A 16,606-nucleotide genomic window follows, 5' to 3' on the forward strand; every position below is an offset into this window, starting at 1 on the left:
GATCACAGCTCGCCCTTGCGGGTCAGCTGGTTGAAGGCGAGCCACCCCGGCAGCACCGGCAGCCACAGCGTCATCACGCGGTACAGCAGCACCGCGGGCGCCGCGACCTCCTTCGGCAGCCCGACCGCGATCAGGCCCAGCGTCAGGGCCCCCTCGACCGCGCCCATACCGCCCGGCGTCGGGGCGGCCGAGCCGAGCGCGTTCCCGGCGAGGAAGACCACCGCGATGCTGGCGTAGCTCAGCTGGGGGACGTCCGGGCCGCTGAACGCGCGGATCGAGGCGTCCAGGCAGAGCACGAACAGGCCGGTCAGCAGCAGCATGCCGCCGATGCCGGTGAGCAGCTTCTGCGGCCGCTGCACCACGTCCAGCATGCGCGGCACGACCCCGGCGAACAGCGAGCGCACCCGGGTGACCACGAACTTCCGCAGGAACGGGATCGCCGTCACCACCAGCACCAGCACCGCGACCGTCAGCAGACCCGCGATCACCGTCCGGGACGGGGTCAGCGAGTCCGGTGTCTTCTCCGTACCCGTGAGATAACCGAACAGCGCCAGCAGCATGATGTGGGCGCCGAGCCCGAAGAGCTGCGACGCCCCGACGCTCGCCACCGCGAGACCGGGGCGCACCCCGGCCCGCTGGAGGAAGCGGGTGTTCAGCGCCACGCCGCCGACCGCCGCGGGTGCCACGATCTTCACGAACGAGCCGGCCACCTGCGCCTGCACGGTCTTCAGGAACGACACCCGCTCCGGCACGAATCCCAGCAGGCTCATCGCCGCCGCCACATAGCTCAGCGCCGAGAAGCCGAGGGCCGCCGCCACCCAGCCCCACTCCGCCTGCTCCACGACCGCCCCGAAGTCGGCCTGGGTGACCTGAGAGATCAGGAAGTACGCGGCGATGGCCCCGGCGATGAAGCTGAACAGGGTGCGCGGCTTGATCCGCTCCAGGCGGACCGGTTCGACCGGGGCCTGCGGGCGGATCAGCAGCACCTGACGGCGGATCTGGGCGAGCAGATCCTCCTCGCGGGCCTCCTCCAGCGCATCGTCGATGGCGCGCTTCTCGGCCTGCTTCTCGGTGCGCAGCGATCGGCGCTCGGCCTTGGACTCCGCCTTGGACGCGGTCTTGGACCCGGACCCGGATCCGGTCGCGGGGCTGCCCGCCGCCTGCTCGGTGCTCGCCTGCTCCGCCCTCGCCTGTTTGGCCGCCTGCGAGGCCTCCACCACCGCCTCCCGCTCGCGCTGCGAACGCTCGCGGGCGATCCGGCGCAGCGTCGCGCGCGTGGAGCGGCTCAGCGCGATCGGCTGGAGCAGCGGCAGGCAGTCCGCCACCGCGTCCGGGCCGAGCACGGCCAGCGCCCCGGCGACCGACCGCTCGGCCCCCACCCGCAGCCCCAGCGTGGTCAGCAGCTGGGCCACGTCCATCCGCAGCACCAGATCGCCCGCCGCGATCTCGCCGCCGCGCAGATCCGTCACGAACGCCTTGCCGGAACGATCCACCAGGAGCGCGTCGCCGGTCAGCCGGCGGTGCGCGATCCGCCGCGACTGGAGGGCCTTCACCTGACGCCAGGCGCTGCGCACCAGATCGTCGGTGATCTCCTCGTCCTCCATCTGATCCAGCGACCGGCCGCCGATGTGCTCGTAGACCAGCATGACCGCGTCGGGGCCCAGCTCCGAGGTGGCGATCAGCTTGGGCGCGTTCGCCCCGGCGGCGATGGCCGCGTACGCCAGCAGCGCCTCCTGCTCCAGCGCCTGCCGCAACGACTGGATCGAGCGCCGCTGGGTGAGCGTCCGCAGCGTGATCCGCCGCCAGGCCCGGTAGAAGAACCCCTGGGCCTGCTGCTCCCGGTCGACGACGGTGACGTCCAGCGGCGGCCCGTCCTCCAACGTGACCAGATAACGCCGTCCCCGGTCGCCCTGGTCGGCGTTGTCCTTGTCCGGGATGTCCTCGGTGCGCATCGCCGCGACCGGGCGGAAGCCCACGTGCCGCAGGCCCGCCATCAGGTGCTGGCCGGTGGGGCGGACGTTCGGCGAGCCGACCGCGTACAGCGTCCCGTACGCCACCGTCCAGCCGATCAGCACGGTGAGGACGATCGAGAACGGGGTGGTGTACCCGCCGACCAGCATCGCGAACGCGTCGAGCAGCAGCACCACCCACAGCACCACGCGCCAGCGCGGCCGGCGCGCCATCCCGACCGCCGTCATGTAGGCGATGACCGGCGCGAGATAGCCGTGCACCGGGTCGGTGAGACCGCCCGAGGTCTGCGGCTGGGTCAGCGCGTCCTGGATGGTGCCGGGCGCGGTCCGCGAGACCCAGAGGTCGGTGGCGAGCGTCACCCCGTGGGCGAGCACGGCGGCGAGCACCCCGTCCGCGATGCGCAGCCCGTCGCGTTTGATGAGGCGTTCGATGGCGAAGGCGACCGGCACCAGCAGCACGGCGATGCTGGACACCAGCCCGGCGATCTTGATCAGCAGATCGGGCGCCTGCTCGGTGCCCTTGGAGATGTCGTCCTCAAGACCGGTGGTGGTGCCCTGGGCGAACGCGGCGATCGCGAACAGCACGCCGATCGCGGCGATGCCGATGAGCAGCCGCATCAGGTCGGAGGGGCGGTGCACCCGGGCGGGGAGCAGCGGCTCGTCCCCGGAGACGCGGTCGGTCAGCGCGGCATCGGCGGAGGCGAGCGTCGAGCCGGCCAGATGTCCGGTGGTGGACGCCGTGGGGCCGTCGGCGCGGGACGGTCCGGCGGCGGCACCGGGCGACGCGGAGGACTCGGGAGCACCCTGCGGGCGCTCCCCGGCATCGGAGGCGTCCGCCGCCTTCGGTGGCTGCACGCCCTGCTCCTTCGTCGCCTCTGGTTCGTCTTCGTGTTCTCGTATCACCGGTCACCGCCCGCATGATGGTGGCACGGCCCGTAGACAGAGGGGGGCATCAGGGTGCATTGCACGGGCGCGGGAAGCGCAACATACGCTCCTTTGCCCCCGCGCGCACGCTGGGTACCCGGACGGACACCGTTTCGGCCGGGCTGTCGGTGACGTACGGCAGGATGGGGCGGATGAGCCAGGACCAGACGGACGGGGGCGGCTCCGGCACCGCCCCGCCCGGCACCGCCCCGCCCGGCGCCGGACCGCCGGATCACCCGGAGCTGCCGGAGTACGCGGAGCGGGTCCTCGACGTGGCGGAGCTGATCCCGCCCGGCCGGGTGATGACGTACGGCGACATCGCGGAGTGGCTGGGCGAGGGAGGCCCCCGCCAGGTCGGCCGGGTCATGGCGTTGTACGGGGCGGCCGTGCCGTGGTGGCGCGTCGTCCGCGCCGACGGGACGCTGCTCCCCGCCCACGAGCTGCGGGCGCTGGAGCACTACCGCGCGGAGGCCACCCCGCTGCGCGAGGCGTCCCGCCTCACGGAGGGGCACGTCCCGCGCATCGACATGCGGCGCGCCCGCTGGGACGGCGGCCACGCGAAAGAGGGCGGTCCCGGTGACGGCGGTCCCGGCGGTCCGGGCGGCGACGGGCCGGGCGAGGAAGCTCACACCGGACAGCTTCCGCCATGTGCCCCCGGCAGGAGCGGCCCGACGCGGCCGCGCACGTGACGAGGGACGCAGCGCAGCCGCTGCCTCCCGCGCCGTCGCTGGCGTAGCGTCGTCCTCGCGCGGCACGCTCCGCCCCTCTCTCCTCGGGCTGTCCCGACTGCCTCGAACCTGTTCCTCATCACCTGTACACCCACCAGGACCGGCGATCCACGTGAGTTCCTCCTCCACCCGGCACAGTCCGCGCCGCGAGTCACGGCCGCGGACCACGGGCGCGTACCGTCTGGTGCGCACTCCGCCGGGTTCCGTGGATCCCCCCCTCCTGGACGCAGGCCAGCGCGCGGTGGTTGATCACCCCGGCGGCCCGCTGCTGGTCCTCGCCGGGCCGGGCACCGGCAAGACCACCACCCTCGTCGAATCCGTCGCGGCCCGGGTGAACCGGGGCGGCGACCCCGCCCGCATCCTCGTCCTCACCTTCAGCCGCAAGGCCGCCGTCGAACTGCGCGACCGGATGGCGGCCCGACTCGGGGCGTCCCGGGGCCCGCAGGCCACCACGTTCCACTCGTACTGCTACGCCCTGGTCCGGGCCCACCAGGACGCCGACCTGTTCGCGGATCCGCTGCGCCTGCTGTCCGGGCCCGAGCAGGACGTCACCGTCCGCGAACTGCTCGCGGGCCAGCTCGACCTGGAGAAGGAGGGCCTGGCCCAGGTCCGCTGGCCCGACGAGCTGCGCGCCTGCCTGACCACCCGCGGCTTCGCCGACGAGGTACGCGCCGTGCTGGCCCGCAGCCGTGAGCTGGGCCTCGGCCCGGACGCACTGGCCGACTTCGCCCGCCGCACCGGCCGCCCGGACTGGACGGCGGCGGCCCAGTTCCTCGCCGAGTACCTCGACATCCTCGACGCCCAGGGCGTTCTGGACTACGCCGAGCTGGTGCACCGCGCGGTTCTGCTCGCCGAGCGCCCCGAGGTGGCGGCGGAGCTGGCCGGCCGTTACGACGCGGTGTACGTCGACGAGTACCAGGACACCGACCCCGCACAGGTGCGTCTGCTGCACGCGCTGGCGGGGAACCGGGGGCGCGCGCCGCACGGCGGGGGTGCGTGCGGCGAGGACGGGCGCGGTGAGGGCGTGCGAGGTGAGGGGGCGCGCACCGGGCGGACGCTGATCGCCTTCGGCGACCCGGACCAGTCGATCTACACGTTCCGTGGCGCCGACGTGAACGGCATCCTCGACTTCCCGGACACCTTCCGCCGGGCGGACGGGAGCCCCGCGCCCGTCGGCGTCCTCACCACGTCCCGCCGCTCCGGGGCCGGACTGCTGGCGGCGACCCGGCTGCTGACCCGCCGGATGCCGCTGACCCGGCTGCCCGCCGGCACGGTCCGCGCCCACCGCGAGCTGCACGCCGTCCGGGACGGCGGCCGCGTCGAGACGTACACCTACCCGACCGCGTCCACGGAGCTGGAGAACATCGCGGACCTGCTGCGCCGCGCCCACCTGGAGGAGGGGGTCCCGTGGCAGGAGATGGCCGTGCTGGTACGGGCCGGAGGCCGCTCGCTGCCCGCCGTCCGCCGCGTCCTCACCTCCGCCGGCGTCCCCCTGGAGGTCGACGGCGACGACCTCCCGCTGCGCCACGAACCGGCCGTGGCCCCGCTGCTGACGGCGCTGCGGGCGGTGGCCGAGGCGGCGCTGCAACGTCTCCCCGAGGCGGGCCCGGACGTTGCCGGAACGCCCTCCTGGCTCGACACCGAGACCGCCCTCACCCTCCTCACCTCCCCGCTCGGCTCCATGGACGCCGCCGACCTGCGCCGCCTCGGTCGCGCCCTGCGCGACGAGGAGCGGGCCGCCGGGACCCGGGTCCCCGCACCCTCCGACGAGCTGCTGGCCCGCGCCCTCGCCGAGCCCGAACGCCTCGTCACGCACGACCCGGCGTACGCCCACGGGGCGCAGCGCCTCGGCGCACTCCTGCGCAAGGCCCGCGAGCTCCTCGAAGGCGGCGGCACCGCCGAGGAGGCCCTGTGGACGCTGTGGAACGGCACGCCCTGGCCCGGCAGACTGGAACGGGCCGCGCTGCGCGGCGGGGCGGGCGGCCGCAACGCCGACCGCGACCTCGACGCGGTGTGCGCCCTGTTCGACACCGCCGCGCGCGCCGAGGAGCGCACCGGCGGGCGCGGGGCCCTCAACTTCCTGGAAGAGGTCGACGCCCAGGACATCGCCGCCGACACCCTCTCCCGGCGGACCGCCCGCCCCGACGCCGTACGCCTGATGACCGCCCACCGCTCCAAGGGCCTGGAGTGGCGGCTCGTCGTCGTCGCCGGGGTCCAGGAGGGCATCTGGCCCGACCTGCGCCGCCGGGGCTCCCTGCTGGAGGCGGACCGGATCGGCCGCGACGGGCTCGCCGACCCCCTCCCGCCCGGCGCCATCCTCGCCGAGGAGCGCCGCCTCTTCTACGTCGCCGCGACCCGCGCCCGCGAACGCCTCGTCGTCACCGCCGTGAAGGCCCCGGCCGACGACGGCGACCAGCCCTCCCGTTTCCTCACCGAGCTGGGCGTCGAACCCCGCGACGTCACCGGCCGCCCGCGCCGCCCCCTCGCCGTCGCCGCTCTCGTCGCCGAGCTGCGCGCCACCACCGTCGACCCGGCCGCGTCCGACGCGCTGCGCGAGGCCGCCGCCCACCGGCTCGCCCGGCTCGCCGCGCTCACCGACGACGAGGGGCAGCCGCTGGTGCCCGCGGCCCACCCGTACCGCTGGTGGGGCCTGGAGGAGCCGACCCGCTCCGCCGTTCCGCTGCGCGACCGCGACCAGCCCGTCACCCTCTCCGGCTCCGCCCTCGACCAGCTCGCCAACACCTGCGCCCTCCAGTGGTTCCTGGGCCGCGAGGTGAAGGCCGACGCCCCGGCCACCGCCGCCCAGGGGTTCGGCAACGTCGTCCACGTCCTCGCCGACGAGGTCGCCTCCGGCCGGACCCCCGCCGACCTGGACGTCCTGATGGAGCGCCTGGACTCGGTGTGGAACGGCCTCGCCTTCGACGCCCCCTGGAAGTCCGAGCAGGAGAAGGGCCAGGCCCGCGCCGCCCTGGAGCGCTTCCTGCACTGGCACGTCCTGGACCGGGGCGGCCGGACCCCCGCCGCGAGCGAGCACGACTTCGACGTGACGCTGGAGGCGGGGGAGTACGCCGTCCGCATCCGGGGCTCCATGGACCGGGTGGAGGAGGACGCCGAGGGCCGGGCGTACGTCGTCGACTTCAAGACCGGCAAGGGCGCCCCCACCAGGGACGAGGTCGCCGCCCACCCCCAGCTCGCCGTCTACCAGCTCGCCGTCCGCGAGGGTGCGGTCGACGAGGTCTTCGACGGCAGACGTCCCGAACCCGGCGGCGCCGAACTGGTCCAGCTCCGGCAGCCCGCCCCCAAGAAGGAGGGAGGCGAGGCCTTCCCCAAGGTCCAGGCGCAGGAGCCGCTGGCGGGGGAGTGGGTCTTGGATCTGCTCGCCACCGCCGCCGGGAAGGTTTTGGACGAACGGTTCACGCCCACCACCGGAACGCACTGTTCCCACTGCACCTTCCGGGCCTCGTGCAGCGCACAGCCGGAGGGACGGCAGGTGGTGGAGTAGCGGCCGCATCCGGTCGCCGGGCGCTGGAGCAGCCGCCGCATCCGGTTCGTGCCGGGCGCTGGAGCAGCCGCCGCATCCGGTTCGTGCCGGGTTGTCGGCGGTCCCGGTTACCGTTGACCGGGTGTCCCCACGCATCACCGATCCCGAGCAGCTCAAGGAGCTCCTCGGGATTCCGTTCACCCCGGAGCAGACGGCCTGCATCGTCGCGCCGCCCGCCCCGCAGGTGATCGTGGCCGGAGCCGGGTCGGGCAAGACCACGGTGATGGCCGCCCGCGTGGTCTGGCTGGTCGGCACCGGACAGGTCGCGCCCGAACAGGTCCTCGGCCTCACCTTCACCAACAAGGCGGCGGGCGAGCTGGCCGAGCGCGTCCGCAAGGCGCTGATCGCCGCGGGGGTCACCGACCCCGACGTCATCGACCCGGACAACCCCCCGGGCGAGCCCACCATCTCCACCTACCACGCGTTCGCCGGCCGTCTCCTCACCGAGCACGGCCTGCGCATCGGCCTGGAGCCCTCCACCCGCCTCCTCGCCGACGCCACGCGCTACCAGTTGGCGGCAAAGGTGCTGCGCGAGGCCCCGGGCCCGTATCCGGCGCTCACCCGCTCCTTCTCCACGCTGGTCAGCGATCTGCTCGCGCTCGACGGTGAACTGTCCGAACACCTCGTACGGCCCGGGACGCTGGAGACGTACGACACCGAACTGCTGCGGGACCTGGCCGCCGCCAAGCTCAGCAACGCCGACCTGCGCAAGATCCCCGAGACCGCCGAGGCCCGCCGCTCGCTCCTCGGCCTCACCGAGCGGTACCGGGCCGCCAAGCGCAGCCGGGACCTGCTGGACTTCGGCGACCAGATCGCGCTCTCCGCCGAGCTGGCCCTGACCCGGCCCGAGGTCGGGAGGATCCTGCGCGAGGAGTTCCGGGTCGTCCTCCTCGACGAGTACCAGGACACGTCGGTGGCCCAGCGGCTGCTGCTCTCGGCGCTGTTCGGCAGCGGTACGGATTCCGGAGCGGGCGGTCACGCGGTGACCGCCGTGGGCGATCCCTGCCAGGCGATCTACGGCTGGCGCGGCGCGTCCGTCGCCAACCTGGACGACTTCCCCGAGCACTTCCCGCACGCCGACGGCACCCCCGCCACCCGCTACAGCCTCAGCGAGAACCGGCGCAGCGGCGGCCGTCTCCTCCAGCTCGCCAACGGCCTCGCCGAACCGCTGCGCGCGATGCACGAGGGCGTCGAGGCGCTGCGCCCCGCGCCGGGCGCCGAGCGCGACGGGGTGGTCCGCTGCGCCCTGCTGAGCACCCACACCGAGGAGATCGACTGGCTCGCCGACTCCCTCGCCCACCTCGTGCGCACCGGCACCCCGCCCGGCGAGATCGCCGTTCTGTGCCGCACCGCCGGGGACTTCCCCGAGATCCAGGCCGCCCTGGTCGCCCGGGACATCCCGGTCGAGGTCGTCGGCCTCGCCGGACTGCTGCACCTGCCCGAGGTGGCGGACCTGGTCGCGGTCTGCGAGGTCCTCCAGGACCCGGGGGCCAACGCCTCACTGGTCCGCCTGCTCACCGGACCGCGCTGGCGCATCGGCCCCCGCGACCTCGCGCTCCTCGGCCGCCGCGCCCGCCTCCTGGTGCACCGGGCGGGCCAGGCGGACGACGCCGACGCGGACCGGCGGCTCGCGGAGGCCGTCGAGGGCACGGACCCGGCCGAGGTGATATCGCTCGCGGATGCGCTGGACACCTTCCTCGTCGCGGGGGACGCGGCCGACGACGGGCTGCCGTTCTCCGCCGAGGCCCGCGTCCGCTTCGCCCGTCTCGCCCGGGAGCTGCGCGACCTGCGCCGCTCGCTCGCGGACCCCCTGATGGACGTGCTGCACCGGGTCCTGGCCACCACCGGTCTGGAGGTCGAGCTGTCCGCGTCCCCGCAGGCGCTGGCCGCCCGCCGCCGCGAGACGCTGGCCAACTTCCTGGACACAGCGGCCCGGTTCGCCTCGCTGGACGGCGAGGCGTCGCTGCTCGCCTTCCTCGGCTTCCTGCGGACCGCCGCACAGTACGAGAAGGGCCTCGACAACGCGCTGCCCGGCGGCGAGAACACCGTGAAGGTCCTCACCGCTCACAAGTCCAAGGGGCTGGAGTGGGACGTCGTCGCCGTGCCCGGACTGGTCACCGGCCAGTTCCCCAGCGCCCAGTCCCGGGACGCGTGGACCGCCCAGGCCAAGGTGCTCCCGCACGCCCTGCGCGGCGACGCGGCGACGCTTCCGGCCCTCGACAGCTTCGACGCCAAGGGGATCAAGGCGTTCAAGGAGGAGATGAAGGAGCACCAGCACACGGAGGAACTGCGCCTGGGGTACGTCACCTTCACCCGCCCCCGCTCGCTCCTCCTCGGCTCCGGCCACTGGTGGGGCCCGTCCCAGAAGCGGACGCGCGGCCCGTCGGCCTTCCTGGAGGCGCTGTACGAGCACTGCGCCGCCGGTCACGGCGAGATCGAGGCGTGGGCGGACGAGCCCGCCGAGGACGAGGAGAACCCGGCCCTCGCGGAACGCGACGCCGATCTGGCTTGGCCGCTCCCTCTCGACGCCGACGCCCTGGCCCGCCGCCGGGCCGCCCGCGACACGGTCCTGTCCCATCTGGAGCGCCTGGCCGTCCAGGGGGACGAGCAGGCGCCCGCGCACGCCCCCGGCCCCGACGACGTACCGGCGTACGAACCCTGGGACGACGAGCCTCCGCTCGACGAGCCACCGGCCGACGAGGGCTGGGACTGGGACGCGCTTCCCACCGAACGCCCCGGGGAACCCGTTCCGGACACGGCCTCGGAGCCCGTACGGGAACAGGAACGGGAAGGGACACCGCCCCGGAGGCAGCACCGCACATCCCGGCGGCCCGTCACCCGCAGGAGGGCCCGGCGGAACGACTGGCTCCGGAGGGTCCGGCCGACCGGCTCACCCCCGAGGAGGCCCGCACCCTCGCCTCCTGGGACCGGGACCTGGACTCCCTCGCCGGGGAGCTGCGCCGTGCCCGCGCCTCCGTGCGCGAGGTCCCCATCCCCGCCTCGCTCTCCGCCACCCAGCTCCTCCGCCTGGCCGAGGACCCCGACGGCTTCGCCCGGGAGCTCGCCCGGCCGATGCCCCGCCCGCCGCAGCCCGCCGCCCGCCGGGGCACCCGGTTCCACGCCTGGGTCGAGTCCCGGTACGAGGAGCTGCCGCTGCCCATGCTCGGCCCCGACGAGCTGCCCGGTGGCGACGAGAGCGACGCCGAGATCGCCGACGAGCGGGACCTCGCCGAGCTGAAGGAGGCGTTCGAGCGCACCGCGTACGCCCGGCGCACGCCGTACCGCGTGGAGACCCCCTTCCAGATCACCCTGGCGGGCCGGGTGATCCGGGGCCGGATCGACGCCGTCTACCGCACGGGCGACACCTACGAGATCGTCGACTGGAAGACCACCCGCCACCGCACCGCCGACCCCCTCCAGCTCGCCGTCTACCGCCTCGCCTGGGCCGAGCTGCACGATCTGCCGCTCGACGCGGTCACCGCCACCTTCCTCTACGTACGCACGGGCGAGACCGTCCATCCGCAGGGGCTGCCCGGCCGGGCGGAGCTGGAGCGGATCCTGCTGGACGAGCCGGGCGCCGAGGACGGATAGGCTCAAGAGCATGAGCGAGACCCCGGACAGCGCCGTCCGTACGTACACCGAACAGCACAGCGCCGCCTTCCTCGACGACCTCGCCGAGTGGTTGCGCATCCCGTCCGTATCCGCACAGCCGGAGCACGCCGGGGACGTACGGCGCAGTGCCGAATGGCTGAGCGCCAAACTCAAGGAGACCGGCTTCCCGGTCGCCGAGATCTGGGAGACCCCCGGCGCCCCGGCGGTCTTCGCCGAGTGGCCCAGCGAGGACCCCGGCGCCCCGACCGTCCTGGTCTACGGCCACCACGACGTCCAGCCCGCCGCCCGCGAGGACGGCTGGGCCACCGACCCGTTCGAGCCGGTGATCCGGGACGGCCGGATGTACGGACGCGGCGCGGCCGACGACAAGGGCCAGGTGTTCTTCCACACCCTGGGCGTCCGCGCCCACCTCGCCGCGACCGGCCGCACCACCCCCGCCGTCACCCTCAAGCTGCTGATCGAGGGCGAGGAGGAGTCCGGCTCCCCGAACTTCCGCGACCTGGCCGAGCGGCACGCCGACCGGCTCGCCGCCGACGTGGTGATCGTCTCGGACACCGGCATGTGGGACGAGGACACCCCGACCGTCTGTACCGGCATGCGCGGCCTCGCCGAGTGCGAGATCCACCTGTACGGGCCCGCCCAGGACATCCACTCCGGATCGTTCGGCGGAGCCGTCCCCAACCCGGCCACCGAGATCGCCCGGCTGGTCGCCGCCCTCCACGACGAGGACGGGAAGGTCGCGATCCCCGGCTTCTACGACGGGGTCACCGACCTCACCGACACCGAGCGGGCGCTGTTCGCGGAGCTGCCCTTCGACGAGGCGACCTGGCTCCGTACGGCGAAGTCGCAGGCGGCCTCCGGCGAGGCCGGGTACTCCACGCTGGAGCGCGTCTGGGCCCGCCCCACCGCCGAGGTCAACGGCATCGGCGGCGGCTACCAGGGCGCGGGCAGCAAGACGATCATTCCCTCTTCCGCCCTGGTGAAGATCAGCTTCCGACTGGTCGACGGGCAGGACCCCGACGACGTGCAGAAGGCCGTCCGCGCCTGGGTGGAGTCCCGCATCCCGGCGGGCATCCGGCACACCATGACCTTCCAGCCCGCCACCCGCCCCTGCCTCACCCCGCTGGACCACCCGGCCCTCCAGGCCGTGGCCCGCGCGATGGGCCGGGCCTTCGGAAGGAAGATCCTCTTCACCCGTGAAGGAGGCTCCGGCCCCGCCGCCGACCTCAGGGACGTGCTCGGCGCCCCCGTCCTCTTCCTCGGCATCTCCGTACCCTCCGACGGCTGGCACGCCCCCGACGAGAAGGTCGAGCTGGACCTGCTGCTCAAGGGCGTGGAGACGGCCGCCCACCTGTGGGGCGAACTGGCCACGGCGCCAGGCGTGTCCGGCGGATGAACCCCGCCCCACCTCCGTACACCCGATCCACCCAGGGGGAGTAGGAAGCACCTGTGAGCACCTTCGACAACGCCACCGCAGACCGCCCGATCGGCCTCACCGCGCCGAGCGGCATCGACCGCGCGGCACACCACCGTCTCGACGAGGCGTGGCTGGCCGTGGCGTGGAGCCACCCGACGACCCGCGTCTTCGTCGTCTCCGGCGGGCAGGTGCTGATCGACGACACCCCCGACGGGGGCACCGAGATCGTCATGACCCCGGCCTTCGAGGCCCCGGTCACCGAGACCCACCGGTACTTCCTCGGCACCGACGAGGTTGGCGTCAGCTACTTCGCGCTCCAGAAGGACTCGCTGCCCGGCCGCATGGACCAGTCGGCCCGCCCGGCCGGACTCCGCGAGGCGGGTCTGCTCCTCGGCCCCCGGGACGCGGGGCTGATGGTGCACGCCGTCGCCCTGGAGAACTGGCAGCGGCTGCACCGCTTCTGCTCCCGCTGCGGCGAGCGCACCGTCATCGCGGCGGCCGGCCACATCCGCCGCTGCCAGGCCTGCGGGGCCGAGCACTACCCGCGCACCGACCCGGCGGTCATCATGCTGGTCACCGACGACCAGGACCGGGCGCTGCTGGGCCGCCAGGTGCACTGGCCCGAGGGCCGCTTCTCCACGCTCGCCGGGTTCGTCGAGCCGGGGGAGTCGATCGAGCAGTCCGTGGCCCGTGAGGTCTACGAGGAGGCCGGGATCACGGTCGGCGAGGTCGAGTACATCGCGAGCCAGCCGTGGCCGTTCCCCTCCAGCCTGATGCTCGGCTTCATGGCGCGAGCCACCTCCTTCGACATCAACGTCGACGGCGAGGAGATCGAGGAGGCCCGCTGGTTCTCCCGCGAGGACCTCACCGCCGCCTTCGAGTCCGGCGAGATCATGCCGCCGTTCGGCATCTCCATCGCGTCCCGCCTGATCGAACTCTGGTACGGCAAGCCGCTCCCGAAGCCCGGGGCGGTGAAGCGGCCCGGCTGAGGTCCGCCCCCGCCCGTCCGGACACACGACTGCCCCCGGCGGTGCCGGGGGCAGTGGTATGCGCGGCGGACAGTCGTCCCTCCCGCCGGATTCAGGCGGCGAGCGCCTGCTTCACCTGGGCGAGCGACGGGTTCGTCATGACCGACTCGGTGCCCGAGGGGGACACGATCAGCAGGGTGGGGACCGTCTGGTTTCCGCCATTCGCCTTCTCGACGAAAGCGGCCGACTCCGGGTCGTGCTCGATGTTGACCTCGTTGTACGCGATGCCCTCGCGGTCCATCTGGCTCTTCAGCCGACGGCAGTAGCCGCACCAGGTGGTGCTGTACATCGTCACAGTGCCCGCCATGTCGCTGGCGCTCCTTCGTCTCGTCCGTACCGCTGCGCGGCCGGCAGCGTCGCTTGCGGACCGGCCGCTCACCGCAGCGCTCCCGCAAGGTTAAGGAACGCACCGAGAACGGCACCCATTCCCGCGGGGCCGGTACAAGGCCCCGGTATGCCGGTACGAGCCTCGGTGCGCGAGTACGAGCCACGGTATGCCGGTACGAGCCACGGTATGACTAATGGCTCACGCCTGTGGACGACCGCCGCATCCGCCCCCGGGGACCTGGCAGCATGGCGGGGTGACAGCAGCAACGCACTCCACCCTCTTCCCCCAGGTACCCGAGACCCCGGACGCCGTGCTCGACGGGCTCGACCCCGAGCAGCGCGAGGTGGCGCTCGCCCTGCACGGACCGGTGTGCGTGCTGGCCGGAGCCGGTACGGGCAAGACCCGCGCGATCACCCACCGCATCGCGTACGGCGTGCGGGCGGGCATCCTCCAGCCCGCCACGGTCCTCGCCGTCACGTTCACCAACCGGGCCGCCGGAGAGATGCGCGGCCGCCTCCGCCAGCTCGGCGCGACCGGCGTCCAGGCGCGGACCTTCCACTCCGCCGCGCTCCGGCAGCTCCAGTATTTCTGGCCGAAAGCAGTCGGTGGCGAGCTGCCCCGGCTGTTGGAGCGGAAGGTGCAGCTGGTCGCCGAGGCGGCAGCCCGCTGCGAGCTCCGGCTCGACCGCACCGAGCTGCGGGACGTCACCAGCGAGATCGAGTGGGCCAAGGTCACCCAGACCGTCCCCGCCGACTACGCGGCGGCCGTCGCCAAGGCCCAGCGGGACGCCCCCCGCGACCCGGCGGTCCTCTCCCAGATCTACTCCACGTACGAACAGCTCAAGCGCGACCGCTCGGTGATCGACTTCGAGGACGTGCTGCTGCTGATGGTCGGCATCCTCCAGGACCGGGGAGACATCGCCGACCACGTGCGCGGCCAGTACCAGCACTTCGTCGTCGACGAGTACCAGGACGTGAGCCCGCTCCAGCAGCGGCTGCTCGACCTCTGGGTGGGCGACCGGGACAACCTCTGCGTCGTCGGCGACGCCAGCCAGACGATCTACTCCTTCACCGGGGCCACCCCCGACCATCTGCTGAACTTCCGCACCCGCCACCCCGGGGCGACCGTGGTCAAGCTGGTGCGCGACTACCGCTCCACCCCTCAGGTCGTCCACCTCGCCAACGGCCTGCTGAGCCACGCCCACGGCAAGGCCGCCGACCACCGCCTGGAGCTGGTCTCACAGCGCGACAAGGGCCCCGAGCCGGTCTACATGGAGTACGGGGACGAGCCCACCGAGGCCGAGTCCACCGCCCGGCGCATCCGCGACCTGATCGCCGCGGGCGTACCGGCCGGCGAGATCGCCGTGCTCTACCGGGTCAACTCCCAGTCCGAGGTCTACGAGCAGGCCCTCGCGGACGCCGGGGTGCCCTACCAGCTGCGCGGCGCCGAGCGGTTCTTCGAGCGTGCCGAGGTCCGGGAGGCGGGCACCGCCCTGCGCGGCGCGGCCCGCGCGGGGCGCAACGACTCCCTGCTCGACGGGGCGGAGGACCTGGCATCCCAGGTGCGAGCGGTGCTCTCCACCAAGGGCTGGACCACCCGTCCGCCCGCCGGATCGGGCTCCGTGCGTGACCGCTGGGAGTCGCTGGCCGCGCTGGTGCGCCTCGCCGAGGACTTCGAGACGGCGAAACCGGGGGCGACCCTGACCGACCTGGTCCGCGAGCTCGACGAACGGGCGGCCGCCCAGCACGCCCCGACGGTCCAGGGAGTGACCCTGGCGTCGCTGCACGCCGCGAAGGGCCTCGAATGGGACGCCGTGTTCCTGGTCGGCCTGACCGAGGGCATGATGCCGATCGCCTACGCCAAGACCGACGAGCAGGTCGAGGAGGAGCGGCGCCTGCTGTACGTCGGAATCACCCGCGCCCGCGTCCACCTCTCGCTCTCCTGGGCGCTGTCCCGCTCGCCGGGGGGCCGGGCGAGCCGACGGCCGACACGCTTCCTGAACGGGCTGCGGCCGGGCTCCACGGGGTCCGGCGCCCGGGGAGGCGTCGGCGGGAGCGGCGGGATCGACCGGGGTACCGGGCGGACCGCGACCGCCGGACGGGCCCCGGCCGTCGAACGCAAGCCCAGAAGCCCGGTGCGCTGCCGGGTCTGCGGCCGGACGCTCACCGACGCGGGCGAGATGAAGCTGATGCGCTGCGAGGAGTGCCCCTCGGACATGGACGAGGGGCTGTACGAGCGGCTCCACGACTGGCGCGCCGGCCAGGCGGCCCTGCTCGGCCAGCCCGACTACTGCGTCTTCACCGAGAAGACCCTCATGGCGATCGCCGAGGCCGTGCCGGCCACCGAGGGCGAGCTGGTCGTCATCGCCGGTGTCGGCAACCGGAAGTTGAGCCGCTTCGGCGCCGATGTTCTGGCCATCTGCGCAGGTGAGACGGTTGGTGACGGGCCCGAGGAGGGTGCCGGCGAGACCTGAGGAAAACTCGTCCAGAAAATAGTTTGCGCCCGCACCAGTCGTCACCATAGGTTCTTAACCACGGGAACAGCGACTTCTCTGAAGCCCTGGCTCCGTGCTGTACTTAGCTGTACTTATCCGAATACGCAGGATCGGCCCCGGCCGGTCCCATGAGACGCCGAGAGGAGGCGATTGAAGTGATCAGCATCATCGAAACCCAGAAAATGACCGATCTTTCGGTCGTCTCCGCCTGCTCGCTCGGCCTCACCCGTTCCGCGGCTGCCTCGCTCCACGCCACCGGTCTGTCCGGCATTTCTGCCGCCCGTCCGCTGGCCCCGGCGAGCCTCCCCGTGACGCGGGAGCGCAATGAGCGACCGATCGAGGCACCGGCGGCAGCAGTAGCGAAGGCAGCGCAGGCTCAGGCCTATGCCTTTGCGGCAGCCGGTGCCGGAGTCAAGACGCAGACGCAGATGCAGCACCACACGATGTGGGCCTTCCGTGGGCCTGAACCCTGGAGTGATCCAGCCTGATCCAGCATCAGGCCGGCGCCTTCAGGGCCGCGGAACCCCACTCGGGATCCGCGGCCCTTTTGTTTTGTCCGAACGG

The 16,606-nt window shown here is 73.4% G+C and carries 8 protein-coding genes and 1 pseudogene; 7 read left to right on the plus strand and 2 right to left on the minus strand.

Annotation, left to right across the window (positions count from 1 at the left end; genetic code table 11):
• Positions 1-2 precede the first annotated feature (2 nt).
• Positions 3-2,825, minus strand: coding sequence for a lysylphosphatidylglycerol synthase domain-containing protein (locus tag CCZ36_RS23935; RefSeq protein ID WP_128818525.1), 2,823 nt, complete (start codon positions 2,823-2,825; stop codon positions 3-5).
• Positions 2,826-3,046: 221 nt separating this feature from the next.
• Here CCZ36_RS23935 and CCZ36_RS23940 point away from each other — a divergent pair, with 221 nt between their 5' ends.
• The 5 genes and pseudogenes from CCZ36_RS23940 to nudC all read left to right on the plus strand — a co-directional run bounded on the left by CCZ36_RS23940 (position 3,047) and on the right by nudC (position 13,181).
• Positions 3,047-3,583, plus strand: a complete 537-nt coding sequence (locus tag CCZ36_RS23940; RefSeq protein WP_069739994.1) for an MGMT family protein — start codon at positions 3,047-3,049, stop codon at positions 3,581-3,583.
• A gap of 151 nt (positions 3,584-3,734) precedes the next feature.
• Complete coding sequence (locus CCZ36_RS23945; protein WP_128818526.1) at positions 3,735-7,124, plus strand: ATP-dependent helicase; 3,390 nt, start codon at positions 3,735-3,737, stop codon at positions 7,122-7,124.
• A 121-nt stretch (positions 7,125-7,245) separates the two neighbouring features.
• Positions 7,246-10,754, plus strand: a pseudogene (locus CCZ36_RS23950) (UvrD-helicase domain-containing protein).
• Between the two features lie 10 nt (positions 10,755-10,764).
• Complete coding sequence (locus CCZ36_RS23955) at positions 10,765-12,171, plus strand: dipeptidase (RefSeq protein WP_128818527.1); 1,407 nt, start codon at positions 10,765-10,767, stop codon at positions 12,169-12,171.
• A gap of 53 nt (positions 12,172-12,224) precedes the next feature.
• Entirely contained in the window at positions 12,225-13,181 is a 957-nt protein-coding gene (gene nudC, locus CCZ36_RS23960; protein WP_128818528.1) for an NAD(+) diphosphatase, read from the plus strand.
• Between the two features lie 91 nt (positions 13,182-13,272).
• Here nudC and CCZ36_RS23965 read toward each other — a convergent pair whose 3' ends face one another.
• On the minus strand, positions 13,273-13,527 hold the full coding sequence (locus CCZ36_RS23965; protein ID WP_030113660.1) for a glutaredoxin domain-containing protein: 255 nt from the start codon (positions 13,525-13,527) through the stop codon (positions 13,273-13,275).
• Positions 13,528-13,741: 214 nt separating this feature from the next.
• On the opposite strand from CCZ36_RS23965, the gene CCZ36_RS23970 reads away from it, so the two are divergent.
• Together CCZ36_RS23970 and CCZ36_RS23975 are read left to right on the plus strand one after the other, a co-directional pair.
• The gene (locus tag CCZ36_RS23970; RefSeq protein ID WP_079134320.1) at positions 13,742-16,021 is read left to right on the plus strand and encodes an ATP-dependent DNA helicase UvrD2; all 2,280 of its coding nucleotides are present in this window, start codon (positions 13,742-13,744) and stop codon (positions 16,019-16,021) included.
• 176 nt (positions 16,022-16,197) lie between these two features.
• The gene (locus CCZ36_RS23975) at positions 16,198-16,530 is read left to right on the plus strand and encodes a hypothetical protein (RefSeq protein WP_006127423.1); all 333 of its coding nucleotides are present in this window, start codon (positions 16,198-16,200) and stop codon (positions 16,528-16,530) included.
• Positions 16,531-16,606: the final 76 nt, after the last annotated feature.

Origin of the sequence: Streptomyces sp. S063, from assembly GCF_002832675.1 — a bacterium.
GTDB classification, from domain to species: Bacteria; Actinomycetota; Actinomycetes; order Streptomycetales; family Streptomycetaceae; genus Streptomyces; species Streptomyces sindenensis.